Source organism: Salinicoccus sp. Bachu38 (assembly GCF_038561955.2).
Classification (GTDB): Bacteria; Bacillota; Bacilli; order Staphylococcales; family Salinicoccaceae; genus Salinicoccus; species Salinicoccus bachuensis.
This window is the reverse complement of the sequence record NZ_CP138333.2, coordinates 1,195,332-1,211,486: the sequence shown is the minus strand read 5'-3', so window position 1 is coordinate 1,211,486 and position 16,155 is coordinate 1,195,332. Positions and strand designations below refer to the sequence as shown.

The 16,155-nt window shown below is 52.9% G+C and carries 15 protein-coding genes; 1 reads left to right on the top strand and 14 read right to left on the bottom strand.

Translation table 11 applies throughout. The annotated features are described in order from the left end of the window. Positions 1 to 9 precede the first annotated feature (9 nt). The 11 genes from udk to RQP18_RS05915 form a co-directional block, all read right to left on the bottom strand. Entirely contained in the window at positions 10 to 630 is a 621-nt protein-coding gene (gene udk, locus RQP18_RS05965) for a uridine kinase (protein ID WP_342389241.1), read from the bottom strand. Further along, positions 627 to 1,268, bottom strand: a complete 642-nt coding sequence (locus RQP18_RS05960; protein ID WP_342389240.1) for an O-methyltransferase — start codon at positions 1,266 to 1,268, stop codon at positions 627 to 629. The genes udk and RQP18_RS05960 overlap by 4 nt, the downstream gene beginning before the upstream one ends. A gap of 111 nt (positions 1,269 to 1,379) precedes the next feature. Continuing rightward, complete coding sequence (mltG, locus tag RQP18_RS05955; protein ID WP_342389239.1) at positions 1,380 to 2,507, bottom strand: endolytic transglycosylase MltG; 1,128 nt, start codon at positions 2,505 to 2,507, stop codon at positions 1,380 to 1,382. A gap of 68 nt (positions 2,508 to 2,575) precedes the next feature. After that, positions 2,576 to 2,881 carry a DUF1292 domain-containing protein gene (locus tag RQP18_RS05950; RefSeq protein WP_342389238.1) on the bottom strand — a complete coding sequence of 102 codons (306 nt, stop codon included), beginning with the start codon at positions 2,879 to 2,881 and terminating at the stop codon, positions 2,576 to 2,578. Between the two features lie 3 nt (positions 2,882 to 2,884). Then, positions 2,885 to 3,316, bottom strand: a complete 432-nt coding sequence (ruvX, locus tag RQP18_RS05945) for a Holliday junction resolvase RuvX (RefSeq protein WP_342389236.1) — start codon at positions 3,314 to 3,316, stop codon at positions 2,885 to 2,887. After that, positions 3,309 to 3,572: an IreB family regulatory phosphoprotein gene (locus RQP18_RS05940; protein WP_342389235.1), complete on the bottom strand. Its 264-nt coding sequence runs from the start codon at positions 3,570 to 3,572 to the stop codon at positions 3,309 to 3,311. Before RQP18_RS05940 ends, ruvX begins: the two co-directional genes overlap by 8 nt. A gap of 55 nt (positions 3,573 to 3,627) precedes the next feature. Beyond that, positions 3,628 to 6,255, bottom strand: a complete 2,628-nt coding sequence (gene alaS / locus RQP18_RS05935) for an alanine--tRNA ligase (protein ID WP_342389234.1) — start codon at positions 6,253 to 6,255, stop codon at positions 3,628 to 3,630. 252 nt (positions 6,256 to 6,507) lie between these two features. Next, the gene (locus RQP18_RS05930) at positions 6,508 to 8,874 is read right to left on the bottom strand and encodes an ATP-dependent RecD-like DNA helicase (RefSeq protein WP_342389233.1); all 2,367 of its coding nucleotides are present in this window, start codon (positions 8,872 to 8,874) and stop codon (positions 6,508 to 6,510) included. A gap of 33 nt (positions 8,875 to 8,907) precedes the next feature. Beyond that, positions 8,908 to 9,546 (bottom strand): tetratricopeptide repeat protein, encoded by a 639-nt coding sequence (locus RQP18_RS05925; protein WP_342389232.1) that lies wholly within the window; start codon positions 9,544 to 9,546, stop codon positions 8,908 to 8,910. Further along, positions 9,546 to 10,652 (bottom strand): tRNA 2-thiouridine(34) synthase MnmA, encoded by a 1,107-nt coding sequence (gene mnmA, locus RQP18_RS05920; RefSeq protein WP_342389231.1) that lies wholly within the window; start codon positions 10,650 to 10,652, stop codon positions 9,546 to 9,548. The genes RQP18_RS05925 and mnmA overlap by 1 nt, the downstream gene beginning before the upstream one ends. A 28-nt stretch (positions 10,653 to 10,680) precedes the next feature. Then, complete coding sequence (locus RQP18_RS05915; RefSeq protein WP_342389230.1) at positions 10,681 to 11,805, bottom strand: cysteine desulfurase family protein; 1,125 nt, start codon at positions 11,803 to 11,805, stop codon at positions 10,681 to 10,683. Between the two features lie 146 nt (positions 11,806 to 11,951). On the opposite strand from RQP18_RS05915, the gene RQP18_RS05910 reads away from it, so the two are divergent. Beyond that, positions 11,952 to 12,950 carry an LLM class flavin-dependent oxidoreductase gene (locus RQP18_RS05910; RefSeq protein ID WP_342389229.1) on the top strand — a complete coding sequence of 333 codons (999 nt, stop codon included), beginning with the start codon at positions 11,952 to 11,954 and terminating at the stop codon, positions 12,948 to 12,950. A 38-nt stretch (positions 12,951 to 12,988) separates the two neighbouring features. Here the strand turns inward: RQP18_RS05910 and thrB are convergent, their stop codons facing one another. The 3 genes from thrB to RQP18_RS05895 are packed head-to-tail and all read right to left on the bottom strand — an operon-like array spanning position 12,989 to position 16,140. Next, positions 12,989 to 13,900 (bottom strand): homoserine kinase, encoded by a 912-nt coding sequence (gene thrB / locus RQP18_RS05905; RefSeq protein ID WP_342389228.1) that lies wholly within the window; start codon positions 13,898 to 13,900, stop codon positions 12,989 to 12,991. Continuing rightward, positions 13,836 to 14,918 carry a threonine synthase gene (thrC, locus tag RQP18_RS05900; RefSeq protein ID WP_342389227.1) on the bottom strand — a complete coding sequence of 361 codons (1,083 nt, stop codon included), beginning with the start codon at positions 14,916 to 14,918 and terminating at the stop codon, positions 13,836 to 13,838. Before thrC ends, thrB begins: the two co-directional genes overlap by 65 nt. A 4-nt stretch (positions 14,919 to 14,922) precedes the next feature. Next, complete coding sequence (locus RQP18_RS05895) at positions 14,923 to 16,140, bottom strand: homoserine dehydrogenase (RefSeq protein WP_342389226.1); 1,218 nt, start codon at positions 16,138 to 16,140, stop codon at positions 14,923 to 14,925. Between the last annotated feature and the right edge of the window lie 15 nt (positions 16,141 to 16,155).

Genomic DNA, 16,155 nt, shown 5'->3' with positions numbered 1-16,155 from the left:
TAAAGCCGTCTATTCATTGAGCAGAGTGCGGATCTTGGTTGTAATCAGGTCGATTGCCACGTTGTTCTCTCCGCCTTCGGGAATGATGATATCGCTGAAACGTTTCGTCGGTTCTATGAATTGCAGGTGCATCGGCCGGACGACATTGAGATACTGGCTGATGACCGAATCCATGGTCCGCCCCCGCTTTTCGATATCCCGCTTCAACCGCCTGAGTATGCGGATGTCGGAATCGGTATCCACATAGAGTTTGACATCCATCAGATTCCTCAGATTTTCATTCTCCAGCGCGAAGATGCCCTCTATGATGATAACGTCTTTCGGCTCGACCTGGATGGTTTCGTCACTCCGGGTGTGTATTTCATAGTTGTATGTGGGTATTTCCACCGGCTGGCGTTCGATCAGCTGCCTGATATGGGATATCAGGAGATTGTTGTCGAAAGCGAAAGGATGATCATAGTTCGTCTCGAGCCTTTCTTCGAATGTCTTGTCGCTCTGGTCCTTGTAGTAGTAGTCCTGTTCGATCAGAACGACGCTATGACCATTCAGGGCTTCCATGATTTTGCGGGTCACCGAAGTCTTCCCGGATCCGGAACCTCCAGCGATGCCTATGACTGTTGGTCTTTTCATCTGCGCTCTCCCTCTTTGTCCTTAGTAATAACGAGCAGACCATCCCCCACCGGCAGGAATGCCGAGGAGACATCTGATTCTGCGATGGCCCTGTTGAAGCTGTCGACCTTCTCCTTCATTTTACGGGTGCCCCTCGAGGCAATTTCCTCCTCGGTGACGAGGCCGCGCAGCAGTATGTTGTCGACGATGACCAGGCCGCCAGGTTTCACGAGCGGCAGATACCGTTCATAGAAGCGCTGGTTGTTCCCCTTTGATGCATCTATGAAAAGCAGGTCGAAGGGCTCCCCGCCCAGCTGATCGAGCGGAATCTCTTTGGCATCGCCAAGCAGGCTGCTGACCCTATCCAGAACCCCGTACCGCGCAAAGAACGCGTTTGCCTGCCGATGGGACGCTTCGTCCTTCTCCATTGTCACCACAGAGACATCTTCGCCCACAGAAAGCATATGCATTGCACTGTAGCCTATGGCCGTTCCCACTTCAAGCACATGCCTGGCCTGCGCCAGTTCCATGTAGTGCTTCATCACGTTCAGCGCATCTTCATCCATGATTGGTACATGATGCTCCCGCGCATATTCAAGCATATCCGGAAACAGTTCCGGAGCTGCATTCAGATTCCTTACATATTCGTAAATGTCCATATTCCCCACCATATACAAAAAATACAACTGATAACTTGGGTTATCAGTTGCTTTGTTTATCACAATTCATAGTAGCACAAATCATTTTGCTTGAAAAGGTGAATTTTCTCTTTACTGGTTATTAATATACTGCTCACGGTTTTCAACGTGTTCCTCGAAAGTCTCGGCAAAATGGTTGTTGCCTTCGCTATCCGCAAGGAAATAATAGTAGTCGGTGTTGGATGGGTTCATGGTACTCTGTACGGACTCCATCCCCGGAGAAGCAATCGGTCCCGGAGGCAACCCCGTGTTGACATAGGTGTTATATGGGTCCTCCACCTCCAGGTCTTCAAAAAGCGTCCGTTCCTGGTGCTCTCCGAGCGCATACAGTACGGTCGGGTCCGTCTGGAGCGGCATGCTTGGATTTTCGGACATCCTGTTCAGGAAGACGCTTGCTATCTTGGAGCGGTCTGCAAGTGACGTCGCCTCCTTCTCGACCAATGACGATAGTGTCAGGAATTCATGGAAGGAAAGATCCCTCGACTCCCCTTCAAAATCGATCGAATAGCCGTTGCTTGACTGGAAGACGCTGTAGCTGTTGCTTCTCGTCGCATCGAGCATCTGTCTGACGAGTGCTTCGATGTCAGGCTCCTCTTCCGTGATGTCATAGGTTGCAGGGTACAGGTAGCCTTCAAGCGGATACTTGATGTCATCGGCCAGTATCTCCTCTGAAAGCATCTCCGGATATTCCTCGATCAGGGTATTGATGAAATCTTCATCCTGCATCAGCTCCAGAAAGCGGTCGCCGACTATCGGCAGCTGTTCATCCGCCTGTTCGGCAATCTGTTCAATGGCGTACCCTTCGGGTATAGTCAGCCTATGGAGCACTTCCTGATAGATTCTGCCCGTTTCGAGCGTTTTGGCGATCTGTTCAAAGTCCATGGACGGCGAAAGTTCATAGTTTCCCGCATGATAGTTTGTGATGCTGTTCAACTTGAGGAAGTATTCGAACATGGTGCCGTTTCTGATGATTCCCTCGTTTTCCAGCTGGTCACCGATCATGTCCGCTGAAGACCCCTGTTCTATCGTCACTTCCTTCACCTCTGTCGAATTCGGGTCCAGCGGTTCGGAACCCGATTTGATGTACATGTAGATGAAGAATGCGACAACGATGAAGATGACAGCCAGAGCAGCAATTACGAATAACGAAAGGTAGGATGAAACATTCTTTGAAAATTTTATATCCTCGTATTTACTCATATATGACTCCTATCTCAAAAATAGCTTCCAATATCGATTGGAAGCCATTCTTATTAACTGAAAAAGATCTACTCTTCTGGTTCGTCCATGCGAGTATTTACCACTTCTTCAATCATATCCCATTCCTCATCCGTTTCAACAGGCATGAACTTGCCGCCTTCGCCATCTTCATCCGGCATGTTGATCATCGGGATGAGTTCAATTTCTTCATCGTCATTGGAGAAGTTGCCTTCTTCAGCAAGAATCACATAATCCTTATTGAACTCGGGATGATGAAATTCGAGCATCTTGCGATAGAGGACCTCGTTGCCTTCCTCATCGTACAGTGTAAGAAGTTCTTCTTCCATGTTGAAATCCATTTCTTCCTGACTCATAATTCAGTCTCCTTTAACTGGATTATCGAGATAGCCCTGCAGTATGAATACTGCGGCCATTTTATCGATTACAGCTTTTCGTTTTTTTCGGGAGAGGTCCGCTTCAAGGAGCGATCTCTCTGCACCGATGGTGCTGAGACGCTCGTCCCATAATATTATTTTAACATCTGGCAGTTTCTTTTCAAGCAATTTACTATAGTGGATGGATCTGTCGCCGCTCTCTCCGACAGAGTTGTTCATGTTTTTGGGAAGGCCGACGATGATTGTGGAGACATTGTTCTCTTCCACAATCCGGGCCACCTCTTCAATGCCGTATACTTCTTCGTGATAGTTGATCTTCAGTGTCGTCAGCCCTTGTGCTGTCCATCCCAGTGCATCGCTCAGTGCAATGCCGACCGTTTTGGTGCCTACATCCAGTCCCAGTACCCTATTCATGGATTTCCTTCTCGATGTATGTCCTTACAAGCACTTCCATGATCTCGTCCCGATCGATGTGGCGAATGCGGTTTCTCGCTTCATTATGACGCGGAATATATGCAGGGTCGCCACTCTGCAGATAGCCGACGATCTGGTTTATGGGGTTGTATCCACGCTCTTCCAGCGTACTATAGACAGTGGTCATGATCTCCTTCACATTATGTGCTTTTGTTTCATCCACATTAAACTTCATCGTTTCGTCAAATTGATTCAAATTCAGCACTCCCATCCTTGCTTGCATTTCCATCCATTATATCATTGATGGCCTTTTATTGAGCACTTTTAATGTAGTCTTCAACAAATTGTAATGCATTTGTTATATTCTCGGGTGCCGTGCCGCCACCCTGTGCCATATCTGGCCTGCCGCCGCCTTTGCCCTCCACGGTGGACGCCATGCCCTTCATGATTTCGCCGGCCTTGAATCTGCCTGTCAGCTCTTTCGGAACCGTGACCACGAGTGATACCTTGCCTTCATTCACGGACCCGAGGGCGATGATCGTATCCTGCGCCCGGGATTTTATGCGGTCCATCGTTTCGCGCAGTTCCTTCGCATCATCCGCTGAAACCTCTTTCGAGAGTACGCGGACGCCGCTGATATCCTTGATGTCGCCTGTAACATCCGCCAGCTTTTCATCCTGCCTGGATTCCTGGAGATCCTTGAGCTTCTGCTGCAGCGTCCGGTTCTCGTCAAGCAGCGATTCGATACGCTTTTCCACCTGGTTCTCCTTGACTTTCAGGCGCCCCGAGATGGATGCGATCAGCGCTTCCTTCTCCTTGTAGACACTGACGGCGTAGCGGCTCGTCACGGCTTCGATCCTGCGTACTCCGGCACCGATGCCTGTTTCGGATACTATCTTGAACAGCCCGATCTCTCCTGTATTCCTGACATGGATGCCGCCGCACAGCTCAACCGAATACTGGTCGATGTCCACCACGCGGACGCCATCACCGTATTTCTCACCAAACAGCGCCATCGCACCCTTCTCCTTTGCCTGCTCAATCGGCATTTCAGAGATCTGAACGTTCATATTGCTGTAGATCTTTTCGTTGACGATCGCTTCGATCCTTTCGATCTCTTCACCTGTAAGACCTTCGAGGTGGGAGAAGTCGAAGCGCAGACGTTCTTTCTCGACGAGGGACCCTGCCTGGTTGACATGGTCGCCGAGAACATCCTTGAGCGCCTGATGGAGCAAGTGCGTCGCCGTATGGTTCTTGGTGATGAAGTCGCGGCTGTCCTTAAGCACATCCAGGGTGAATGTTTCCCCGGCTTTGACAGTGCCGGACTCGATGCGGGCGACATGGACATTCTGTCCATTCGGTGCACGGTATACCGACTCGACCTGAAGCTCTGCATCACCGTTCGAGATGCGGCCCTTATCTGCAACCTGGCCGCCGCTTATGGCATAGAAAGGCGTCCTGTCGAAGATCAGCTCCACCGATCCTTCCGTGGCGCTCTCGACCGTCTGGTCCTCCTGGATGATATAGAGCAGGCGGCCTGCCTCCCTGAGGGAATCGTAGCCGGTGAATTCGCTCTGTTCCGTAAGGCCGGCAAGCGTTTCGGACTGCACCTGCATGGATTCGCCCGATTTTCTTGCGTTCCTCGCACGCTCCCGCTGCTGCTTCATCTCCTCGATGAATCCTTCCTCATCGACTTCAAGCCCGTCGTTTCCGGCATATTCCTTCGTCAGCTCATAGGGGAAGCCGTATGTGTCGTAGAGTCTGAATGCATCATGGCCACTGATGACACCTTCCCCCGACTTCGCCTTCTCCCGGACCTGCTCATATATCTGGATGCCTTCATCGAGTGTGGCCAGGAACCGCTCCTCCTCCTTCTGGATGACGTCGCGGATGAAGGAGAGGCGTTCTGTGACATTTGGGTAGAAGCCATGCATGACTTCCGCCACGGGGTCTGCAAGCTCATACATGAATGCGCGCTCGATGTCGAGTTCCTTGCTGAACCGTACTGCACGGCGGATCAGCCTTCTGAGGACGTATCCCCGCCCCTCGTTCGAAGGCAGTGCCCCGTCGGCGACCGCAAAGCTCACAGTACGGATATGATCGCTGATGACCTTGAAGGCGACATCCGTATTTTCATTCTGCCCATATTTCTTGCCGCTGATCTTCTCGATACGGGAGAGGATCGGTGTGAACAGGTCCGTGTCGAAGTTCGTCGGCACTTCCTGCGTGATGCTCGCCATGCGCTCGAGCCCCATGCCGGTATCGATGTTCTTCTTCGGCAGCGGTGTATATGAACCATCCTTGTTATGGTTGAATTCACTGAACACCAGATTCCATATTTCGAGGTACCTTTCGTTTTCCCCGCCCGGATACATCTCCTCGGCCGGTGTGTCGAATTCGAATTCCGGACCACGGTCATAGAAGATCTCGCTGTTCGGTCCGCATGGGCCCTCACCGATATCCCAGAAGTTCCCTTCGATGCGGATGATGCGTTCGGGGGAAAGTCCGATGACATCCCTCCAGATGTTGTAGGCATCCTCATCCTCCGGGTGTATGGTTACATAGAGCAGATCTTCGTCAAACCCGATCCAGTCACTGCTGGTCAGGAAATCCCAGGCATACCTGATTGCCCCTTCCTTGAAATAGTCCCCGATGGAGAAGTTTCCGAGCATTTCGAAGAATGTGTGGTGGCGTGCTGTAAACCCGACGTTTTCTATATCGTTGGTACGGATCGCCTTCTGCGCATTGACGATCTTCGGATTGTCCGGGATGACCCGGCCGTCGAAATACTTCTTCAGCGTTGCCACACCCGAGTTGATCCACAGCAGTGAATCGTCATCGATCGGGACGAGCGGTGCACTCGGTTCCACCATGTGCCCCTGTGTTCTGAAATAGCTGATGAACAGCTCCCTTATCTCATTGCCTGTCAATTGCTTCATTACTCTCACTCCTCAGTTTTTGAAAAATAAAAAAAGACCCTCCCAAAATGTATGGGACGATCTGGACCGCGGTACCACCCAAGTTATGACCGTAGTCATCACTCAAAGAGTATTCACCTGGACGGAAAGCAGCACGTGAAGGGATGCGTCATTGTTTCCACCAGCCACAATGTCTCTATACAGCGCATGCCCACACTCAGAATTCCGTCTTTATCAAACTTGTTTTGATTATAGAAATATTCATCCGATATGTCAAATGAAATCGTATGGCGTGACCCCGTCCATATTGATCATCGCCGGAATCTCGAACATCGTATCCTCGGTGAGGGCTTCGGGGGGCTCCCCAGCCTTTGCCGCCTCCGATTCAGACGCCTTGCCGAAGAGCAGGCGGATCATTTCGTAGAGTGACGTACGGCGCTGGATGCCCTCCTTCTCCAGCGATTCATAGAATGCCTCCGCATCGCCGCACAGTATCAGCGACTCCTTCGCACGTGTGATGCCGGTATAGACGATATTCTTCATCAGCATGTGGCGGTAGCTCCTGACCACCGGCATGATGACGATCGGATACTCGCTCCCCTGCGCCTTGTGGATGCTGGTGCAGTATGCATGCGAGAGTTCCGTCAGCTCCTTCCGTTCATAGGCGATATGGATGCCGTCGTAGTCGACCATGATGGTGTCCTTCTCGGCCCCGTCCCCATCCTTGAAGAGGATCGATTCGATGACGCCGGAGTCACCGTTGAAGATGTTGTCCTCTGCACGGTTGACGAGCTGGATGACCTTGTCGCCCTCCCTGAAGATGACATCCCCGAAGGCGATTTCGTTCTTGTCCTCCTCTTCGGGGTTCAGGATCGACTGGAGGATCTGGTTGAGCTTCAGGATGCCTGCATCCCCCTTGTAGATCGGGGCCAGCACCTGGATGTCCCGCATGTCATATCCCTTGGCCACGGCCTTGTTGACTACATTATCCACGAGGTCGGGAATCTGGTTCACCCTTGCCGGAATGAACAGCCGGTCCTTGAACTTCTCGGTGATGTCCATCCTTTTCTGCTCCTTGATCTCATGCGCGAGGCGGATGATGGAGGAGCCTTCCCCCTGGCGGTAGATCGTGTCGAGTTCGGTCACGGGAATGATCTCAGACTCTATCAGATCCTTGAAGACCGTTCCGGGGCCGACCGAGGGAAGCTGATCCCTGTCCCCGACGAACACAAGGTTCGTGTAGGGCTTCACATTGCGCATCAGCTGGTAGAAGAGCCACGTGTCGACCATGGACATCTCGTCGATGATAATCAGATCGGCATCGATTTCGGCATCGATCATTTCATCCTTTTCCGTATCCATCCCCCATCCGATCATCCGGTGGATCGTGGAGGCGGGAATGCCGGCGGTCTCGCTCAGACGCTTTGATGCCCGTCCCGTCGGGGCGACGAGTTTTATCGGATATTCATCCCCGTCATACTCATCGTGGTCCTTCAGATCATGGAGTTCATGGTAGGCCTTGATGATGCCTTTGACGATGGTCGTCTTGCCCGTCCCGGGACCGCCTGTAATGATGGAGATCTTCTCCGTCAGGGCAGCGATCATCGCGGACTTCTGTTTGGCATTGTAGTGAATGTCGAACCGTTCTCCCACTTCGCTGATGACTTCCCCCGCCTTCTCTTCACTGACCGGGACATCGGTCCGGTCATTCATCATCCTGTAGATCTGCTCGGAGGATTTGTATTCGGAATAGAACAGCGAAGGGATGTACAGGCGGTTTTCATATTGGACCAGCTTGTCGCTGTCGGAAAGTGAATCGATCGTCCGGCTGATGTCCTCCCTGGTGAAATATTCCTGGTCATCCTGGTTCAGCAGGTCGTCTGCCAGATCGATCAGTTCGTCGTGGCCCATATAGGTGTGGCCGTCCGACATGACGATGCCTTCCATGATATACATGATGCCCGCCTCAAGGCGGCTCTCGTCGTTGCGGGCGATGCCGGCTGTATGGGCGATGCGATCTGCCGTCTGGAAACCGACACCTTCGATGTCCATGACCAGCCTGTATGGATCCTTCTCTATCACATGGAGCGCCTGATCCTGGTAGGTCTTCAATATCTTCGCACTCATGCGCGCACCGAATCCGAGCTCGGTAAGCTTGATGACGAGCCTTTCGGTCTGGCTGTTCTCAAGGATGCGGTGATGGATCATCTCCCGCTTCTTCGCGGTGAGCCCTTCGACCGCATTCAGCGCCGAACGGTCGTCCGCAATCTTCTTCAGGGCATCGACTCCGAGTGTTTCGACGATCTTTTTGGCGGTCTTTTCACCGATGCCGGGAAATGTATCTCCGGACAGGTACTGGATGACGCCGCGCACTGTAGTCGGCTGCTCCTTCCTGAATGTTTCCGCACTGAACTGCTCACCGAAGCGTGCATGCTTTGTCACCTTGCCGGAGAAGCGGTAGGTTTCCCCTTCTGCAATCGCATGGAAGTAGCCGGTGACGATCACTTCATCACTGAAGTGGGTATTTGTTTCATTTATCAATACTTTGAGTACAGTAAAGCGCGTCTGTTCACTGAGGAAAATGACGCGCTCCACTTCACCGACGATATACGTATCGTCATAGATTGTTGATTGTGCCAACTGAGATCACCGTCCCTGACGCTTGCTGTCTTCTTATTTGAGTTTACTGATGGCATTGTGGGCGAGATGATGGTCTGCCTGGATGTCGACAGCCCGGTGGAAATGCACGAGTGCCTGTGCCTGGTCGTCATCCTTCATCAGCTTCAGAAGCCCCATATTGTACTCGGCGTCAGCATTATCCTCTTTTCGGACCACTTCCCCAAGCAGCTTGTCGGCCGGATTATACAGGCCGATCTGGCAGCACAGCAAGCCATACTGGAAAGTGACCTCCAGATCTTCCGGCTTCGCCTTGCGGGCAGCTTCAAAGAACTGCAGCGCCCGCTCTGCATCATTGAGGTGGACATGCGACATCGCCAGCATGAAGTTCAGATCCCCGTCTTCGGGATTTCGGCTGTAGGCGAGCAGATAGAGTCTCACCGCCTCTTCGAACCGCTCGCGATCGTAGTAGATGTTGGCAAGCGTGTAGTAGGCGCTTGTACTTCCTGGATTCAGCGTGATCGCCTTCTGGAGGAAGCGTTCGGCCTCCTCATCCCGGCCTGCCTGATGCAGAAGGTTCCCACCATTGATGTAGTGGGCCTCCTCTTCCGGATGTGCTTCTATCTCCTTGAAGATCTCCTCGAGTGCCTCTTCGATCCGTCCTTCTTTGATCAGCTGTTCATACTTGATCGCCATTATCCCAAATACTCCAATTCTTTCGCTTCTTTGAAGACGCGGTCGATCGTGGCGCCGCCGAGACAGACGTCCCCATCGTAGAAGACGACCGCCTGACCGGGTGTGATCGCACGTGCCGGATCGTGGAATTCCACATGCAGCCTGCCGGCATCAAGTTTCGTCACCGTGACCGGCACATCCTCCTGGCGATACCTGAACTTGGCTGTGCATTCGAAATGGTCCGGCGTATCGTTGAGGAAGTTGATTTCGGACGCTTCAAGGCTTGAGGAATACAGTGCTTCATTTTCGTAGCCGGATACGACGTAGAGTTCATTCGTCTCGAGATTCTTGCCTGCAACGAAGTAAGGACCACCGTCCCCTCCGATGCCGAGCCCCTGGCGCTGGCCGATCGTATAGTACATCAAGCCGTCGTGCCGGCCCTTGTCTTCACCGGTATCCATGTTGATCATGCGTCCCGGGTTTGCCGGGAGGTATCCGCTCAGGAACTCCTTGAAGTCCCTCTCCCCGATGAAGCAGATGCCGGTGGAGTCCTTCTTGTCCTTGGTGGCGAGGTCATACTCGTGGGCAAGTGCGCGGACTTCCGGCTTCTCCATGTGCCCCAGCGGAAACATGACGCGGGAGAGCTGGTCCTGCGACAGCTGGTTCAGGAAATAGGTCTGGTCCTTATTGCGGTCGACCCCCCTGAGCATCGTCGTTCCATTTTCATCATGGGCGACCCGTGCATAATGGCCGGTCGCCACGTAATCCGCGCCAAGCTTCATGGCATGGTCCAGAAACGCCTTGAACTTGATCTCCTTGTTGCACATGACGTCGGGATTCGGTGTCCTGCCCTTCTTATATTCCTCAAGGAAATACTGGAATACCCTGTCATAGTACTCCTTCTCAAAGTTGACGGAGTAGTACGGGATGCCGATCTCCTCTGCGACCATCCTGACATCTTCATAGTCCTCCGTTGCGGTGCATACACCGAACTCATCGGTGTCGTCCCAGTTTTTCATAAAGATTCCAATGGTGTTGTAGCCCTGGTCCTTGAGCAGCTTGGCTGTGACGGAACTGTCCACGCCGCCGCTCATGCCGACTACAACCGTAATTTTCGAGTTGTCCATCAGATCATTCCTTTCCATTTATAATTTATCAATTCATCAGTCTTTCATATATATCTTTCAGTGCTGCAACGATTCTTTCGATCTCCTCATCGGTCATCATGTATGAGAAGCTGAAGCGGATGGATTTTGTGCTCCTGTCCGTTTCCCCATACATCGATGCCAGTACATGGGAGGGCTCCAGGGTGCCTGCGTGGCATGCTGAGCCCGCCGACAGGTAGATGTCTGCCATATCCAGTGCCGTAAGCAGGAATTCCGCATCGGTCCATGGGAAGTGGATGTTGATGATGTGGCTCGCCGCCTGATTGACATCTCCATTTACCTCGAACGGGATTTCGGCTGCCGTGAGCGTGTTCAACAGCAGTTCCTTCAGCTGCATCTCCCTGATGCTCCGTCTTGTCAGCCCGTCCGATGCCTTCTGCATCGCTTCCGACATCGCCTGTATCCACAGGACATTCTCGGTACCGCCTCTTGCGTCCCGCTCCTGGGAGCCGCCTGTGATCACCGGATCAAGACGGACGTCCTTCGCCTTGTAGAGCAGTCCCACACCTTTCGGTCCGTACAGCTTATGGGCGCTGAGCGACAGCAGATCCGCCCCGAGGTCTTCCACATCCACCGTCATATGGCCGAATGCCTGTACCGCATCGACATGGAGGAGCGCCTCAGACCCTGAGAGCATCTCCTTGATTTCATAGATCGGCTGCATCACACCTGTTTCATTGTTGACGAGCATGATGGATACGAGTGCAGTGTCCTCCCGGAGCGCACGCTTCAATGACCCCATGTCCACCACACCCCTCTCATCGGCAGGGATATAGGTGATCTCGGCATCGGCCTCGAGGGCTTTATGCGTATTGAGGACGGAAGCGTGTTCAATCTCGGTGGTGATGACATGCGGACGTTTATGGCGTCCGATGACCCCCCTGATTGCCAGGTTGTTCGCCTCCGTTGCACCGCTTGTGAAGATGATTTCAGGAGCGGAAGCATTGAGCAGTCCAGCTACATCCCTTCTCGCCTTCTCAAGCTGTGCCTTGGCACGCTTGCCCGCCTTATGGATGCTGGATGGATTTCCGAATTCATCCGCATTGTCGATCATGTTTTTTAGAATATCCCTGTCCACCGGAGTGGTTGCCGCATAGTCAGCATACACTTCCACTGTTGATCACCCTACTTTACAAATAGCTTTATTATACAATATAGAATTTTAACATGGAATAGTAAATTTTTATACTTTCCAAACCGTTTATTAGACAAAATAATCCGGATGGCCGATAATTGTTCCCAGAATAGGAGGAATCACAAATGCCAAAGAAATTGACACCATCCATCCTGAACCTCGTGCCCGTACGTGAGGGCAGGGAGGCCGGCGATGCATTCAAGGACATGGTGGACCTTGCCCAGCATGCCGATGGCTCCGACTACGCCAGATACTGGGTGGCCGAGCACCATAATACTACATCGATCGCATCCTCTGCGACACGGCAGCTCATCCACCACATACTGCAGCATACGGCGCATATACGCGTCGGAAGCGGCGGCGTCATGCTGCCGAACCACTCCCCCCTTGTCGTGGCTGAGGAGTTCGGCACGATGCATGCCATCTTCGGAGACCGGCTCGACATCGGGCTTGGACGCGCTCCGGGTACGGACATGCGGACAGCTGCAGCAATAAGACGCAACAACCACGACGGTGTATATACATTCGGCTCGGAAGTCGAGGACATCCGCAAATACCTCTCTGATGAAAAGACGCATGTCGTCGCCTTCCCCGGCCAGGGTACGAACATTCCATTATATATTCTCGGGTCATCGACGGACTCTGCACATATCGCTGCACGCCTCGGCCTGCCGTATGCCTTTGCGGCACACTTTGCACCGGATCAGATGGATGCAGCATTCAAGATATACGAGAGGGAGTTCGAGCCGTCGGACCAGCTCGATGCACCCTACAAGATCGCCTGCTTGAACGTCATCTGTGCCGATACGGATGAAGCGGCGAAGTATCTCTCCACGACGATGTCGCAGTTCGTACTGAATGTCGTCCGCGGGGGCAGGAATAAACTCCAGCCGCCGGTCGATGACATGGGGCCGCTCTGGACGGAGCAGGAAAAACAGATTGTGGAAAGCCGTTTCCCAGTTGCGCTGCTCGGTTCGGAAGCGACGGTGCTTGATAAGCTCAGACTGTTCCAGACCCAGTATAATGCCGATGAGATCATGGCGGTCAGCTATATATATGATACGGACGCACAGAAGCATTCCTATGACATATTCGAAAAAGTGGTACAGAAATACAACGGTTGACCGACAGAAGACCCCTCATGGGAACATGAGGGGTCTTCCTATTGAAAAATTTCGACTTTTTCGTGCAGACATCCGGAAACACTGCCAAGCGCCTCCACTATCCGATCGACGTCTTCCTCCCTGCACAATGTCAGGAGCGAAGGCCCGGCGCCGCTGATGACAGTCGCATAGGCGCCCCCTGAAAGCGTGACCCTTCTGATGTCTTCATATTCGGCGATCAGTGATTCCCGGTAGGGCTCATGGAAGCGGTCCGACATCATCAGTGCTCCCATCGTCGGATAGTCATTGTTCAGAATAGACAGCAGCATGACATTGTTGATGGCATTCTGGCTGACGGCATCCGTCCTTGAATATGAGGCCGGGAGCGCCGCCCGCGCCGCCCCTGTATCAATCTCATATGGTGGCACGCTGACGATGGCGGCAAGGCCGTCGAGTGCCAGGGTGTGGTAGTAGAGGCTGCCATCCCCATAATACCCGACGAACAGCCCGCCTGTAACAGCCGGGCCGACATTGTCGGGGTGGCCTTCGAATTCGCTGCCGCACATGACCTTGTCGAAATCGCTCAGGCCGAGGCCGCAGAAATGGTCCGCAAGCTCCACCCCAGCAATGATTGCCGATGCCGAACTGCCCATGCCATGGGTCAGCGGTATTTCACTGCCCATCCTTATCTTCAGAGGGGGGAGCGTCCTGTCGTATTTCTTTGCGATCCGGATGGCAGTATCAAGGACGAGGTTCTTTTCGTCGGCGGGCAGGACTTCGAGGAAATCATCCTCGAAGATGACCTCGAAGCGCTCGCCCTCTTCCGCTTCAATCCTGAGGAACTTCCCGAGTGCAAGCCCCATGGAGTCGAATCCGGGCCCGAGATTCGCACTCGTCGCCGGGACTTTAAACTGATGGGCTGGCATCTTTGGAAATGCTCTCGATGTATTCGATGATCTGATCTTCGTCATTCGGCAGCACCTTCGGTTTCTGTGTAATCTGCTCGATTGCAGTCTCCGGGTCTTTCAGGCCGTTTCCAGTGAGTACCGTCACGACTGTAGACCCCTTTTCGATTTTGCCATTCTCAAGTGAGCGGATCAGCCCTGCAACACCTGCATTGGAGCCCGGTTCTGCGAATATGCCTTCGGTCCCCGCCAGCAATTCATAGGCTGCGAGGATTTCGTCATCAGTGACCGCTTCGATGGTACCGCCGGATTCATCCCGTGCTGCCACAGCGAGCGACCAGCTTGCAGGATTTCCGATCCGGATGGCAGTGGCCACCGTCTCGGGCTGGGGAATGATTTCATCATTGACGATGGCCGCAGCCCCTTCCGCTTCAAAGCCGAACATTTTCGGGAGTCCGCATGATTTCTTCTCATCATACTCCTTGAACCCTTTCCAGTAGGCGGAAATATTCCCTGCATTCCCGACGGGTATCGTAAGGTAGTCCGGCGCTTTGCCGAGCACATCGACGACTTCAAATGCCGCCGTCTTCTGGCCTTCGAGCCTGTATGGATTGACCGAGTTGACGAGCGTGATGTCATCCTTCTCTTCGGCGATTCGGCGGACGATCTTGAGCGCCTCGTCGAAGTTGCCCTCGATGGAGACGATCTTTGCCCCGTACATCATCGCCTGGGCAAGCTTGCCCAGGGCGATCTTGCCTTCCGGAATGACGACGATGGTGTTGAGCCCTGCTCTTGACGCATAGGCTGCAGCCGAAGCGGAGGTGTTGCCTGTCGATGCGCAGATGACCGTATGCGCCCCCGCCTCCTTCGCCTTTGCCACGGCCATGACCATGCCGCGATCCTTGAATGAACCGGTCGGGTTGGCCCCTTCGACCTTTGCGTAAAGGTCTGCTTCGTACTTTTCACTCAAGCTGTCGAGGCGTATAAGCGGTGTGTCCCCCTCATGCAGCGTCAGTTTCGGCGTCTCTTCGCTGACTGGGAGCAGTTCACTGTATTCTTTGATCAAACCTTGCCAATTTGCCATGCTATCAATCTCCTTCTACCTGATATATTGCCTCAATGCCATATTCCCGGTTCTGTTTCAGTTTTTCAAGCTGATCCGGATCGATCGGTGAGGTGACCACTGTCGTCTCCGAACCCGAATCCAATACGCTGTACTCGACCTTTTGGTCTGCAAGATGAGCATCCACATCCTCTGCAGTGGCGTTGAAACGGATGAAATACTTGTTGCTCGACTGCGATGGCTTTACGGACGCCGTCTGCTGCGGCGTGAGGTTGAACTGCTTCCTGCCTGCATTCCGCCAGCAGTTGATCAGATCCGACACGATGGCAGATGCCGTTTCCGGTCCCCCTGCACCGGGACCGTAGAACATCGTTTCCCCGACCGCGTTGCCGTTTACATATACTGCATTCTTTTCATATCCTACCGATGACAGCTGGTGGTCCGACGGCAGGAACACCGGTGCCACTTCCACTGACAGGCCGTGCTCGTCAAATTCACTCTTCCCTACAAGCTTCAGGATCAGACCTTCCTTTTTGGCCGTCTCTATATCCTTCAGTTCGACATTGCTGATGCCTGTAACCGGAACTTCCTCGATATCGACCTTGCGGTCATAGGCCAGCCGTGACAGGAGGACGATTTTCCGCTGGGCATCGAAACCGCCCACATCATTCGTGGGATCCGCTTCAGCATACCCTTTCTCCTGGGATTCCTTCAATGCCTTTTCATAATCCCAGCCGTCATTCGTCATTTTGGACAGGATGTAGTTCGTCGTCCCGTTCAGGATGCCCATGACCTTATGTATCTCGTTGGCATTCAGACCATGTTCGATGGCGTGCAGGATCGGAATGCCGCCTGCCACGCTCGCTTCGTACAGCAGTCTCGCATCATGTGCATTCGCCACCTCGGTCAGTTCATCGATATATTTGGCAAGCATATCCTTGTTCGCACTGATGACGTGGATCCCTTTTTCCAGGAACTTCTTCAGAATATCCCGCGTATCCTCCATGCCGCCCATCACTTCGATTACGGCATCTATATCATCTGCACCATACAGGTCTCCGATATCGTCCGTCAGTTTCGCATCCTTCAGGTCAACATCCCGTTCCTTATGGATGTTGTTGACGAACACATGACTGATCGTTACATCTTCACCTATGAGTCCTGTGATCTTGCTTTTGTTCATTGAGAGTACTTCCACGACTCCACAGCCTACTGTACCCATACCAAGTATTGCCAAATTCATATCGTAAACAACCTC

What these genes read in the sequence shown, in the direction of transcription:
- thrB (WP_342389228.1), bottom strand. Translation starts at nt 13,900, where the DNA reads ATGACGAAGATCAGATCATCGAATACATCGAGAGCATTTCCAAAGATG.
- mnmA (WP_342389231.1), bottom strand. Translation starts at nt 10,652, where the DNA reads ATGGACAACTCGAAAATTACGGTTGTAGTCGGCATGAGCGGCGGCGTG.
- udk (WP_342389241.1), bottom strand. Translation starts at nt 630, where the DNA reads ATGAAAAGACCAACAGTCATAGGCATCGCTGGAGGTTCCGGATCCGGG.
- RQP18_RS05950 (WP_342389238.1), bottom strand. Translation starts at nt 2,881, where the DNA reads ATGAGTCAGGAAGAAATGGATTTCAACATGGAAGAAGAACTTCTTACA.
- ruvX (WP_342389236.1), bottom strand. Translation starts at nt 3,316, where the DNA reads ATGAATAGGGTACTGGGACTGGATGTAGGCACCAAAACGGTCGGCATT.
- RQP18_RS05925 (WP_342389232.1), bottom strand. Translation starts at nt 9,546, where the DNA reads ATGGCGATCAAGTATGAACAGCTGATCAAAGAAGGACGGATCGAAGAG.
- RQP18_RS05895 (WP_342389226.1), bottom strand. Translation starts at nt 16,140, where the DNA reads ATGAATTTGGCAATACTTGGTATGGGTACAGTAGGCTGTGGAGTCGTG.
- mltG (WP_342389239.1), bottom strand. Translation starts at nt 2,507, where the DNA reads ATGAGTAAATACGAGGATATAAAATTTTCAAAGAATGTTTCATCCTAC.
- RQP18_RS05960 (WP_342389240.1), bottom strand. Translation starts at nt 1,268, where the DNA reads ATGGACATTTACGAATATGTAAGGAATCTGAATGCAGCTCCGGAACTG.
- alaS (WP_342389234.1), bottom strand. Translation starts at nt 6,255, where the DNA reads ATGAAGCAATTGACAGGCAATGAGATAAGGGAGCTGTTCATCAGCTAT.
- RQP18_RS05910 (WP_342389229.1), top strand. Translation starts at nt 11,952, where the DNA reads ATGCCAAAGAAATTGACACCATCCATCCTGAACCTCGTGCCCGTACGT.
- thrC (WP_342389227.1), bottom strand. Translation starts at nt 14,918, where the DNA reads ATGGCAAATTGGCAAGGTTTGATCAAAGAATACAGTGAACTGCTCCCA.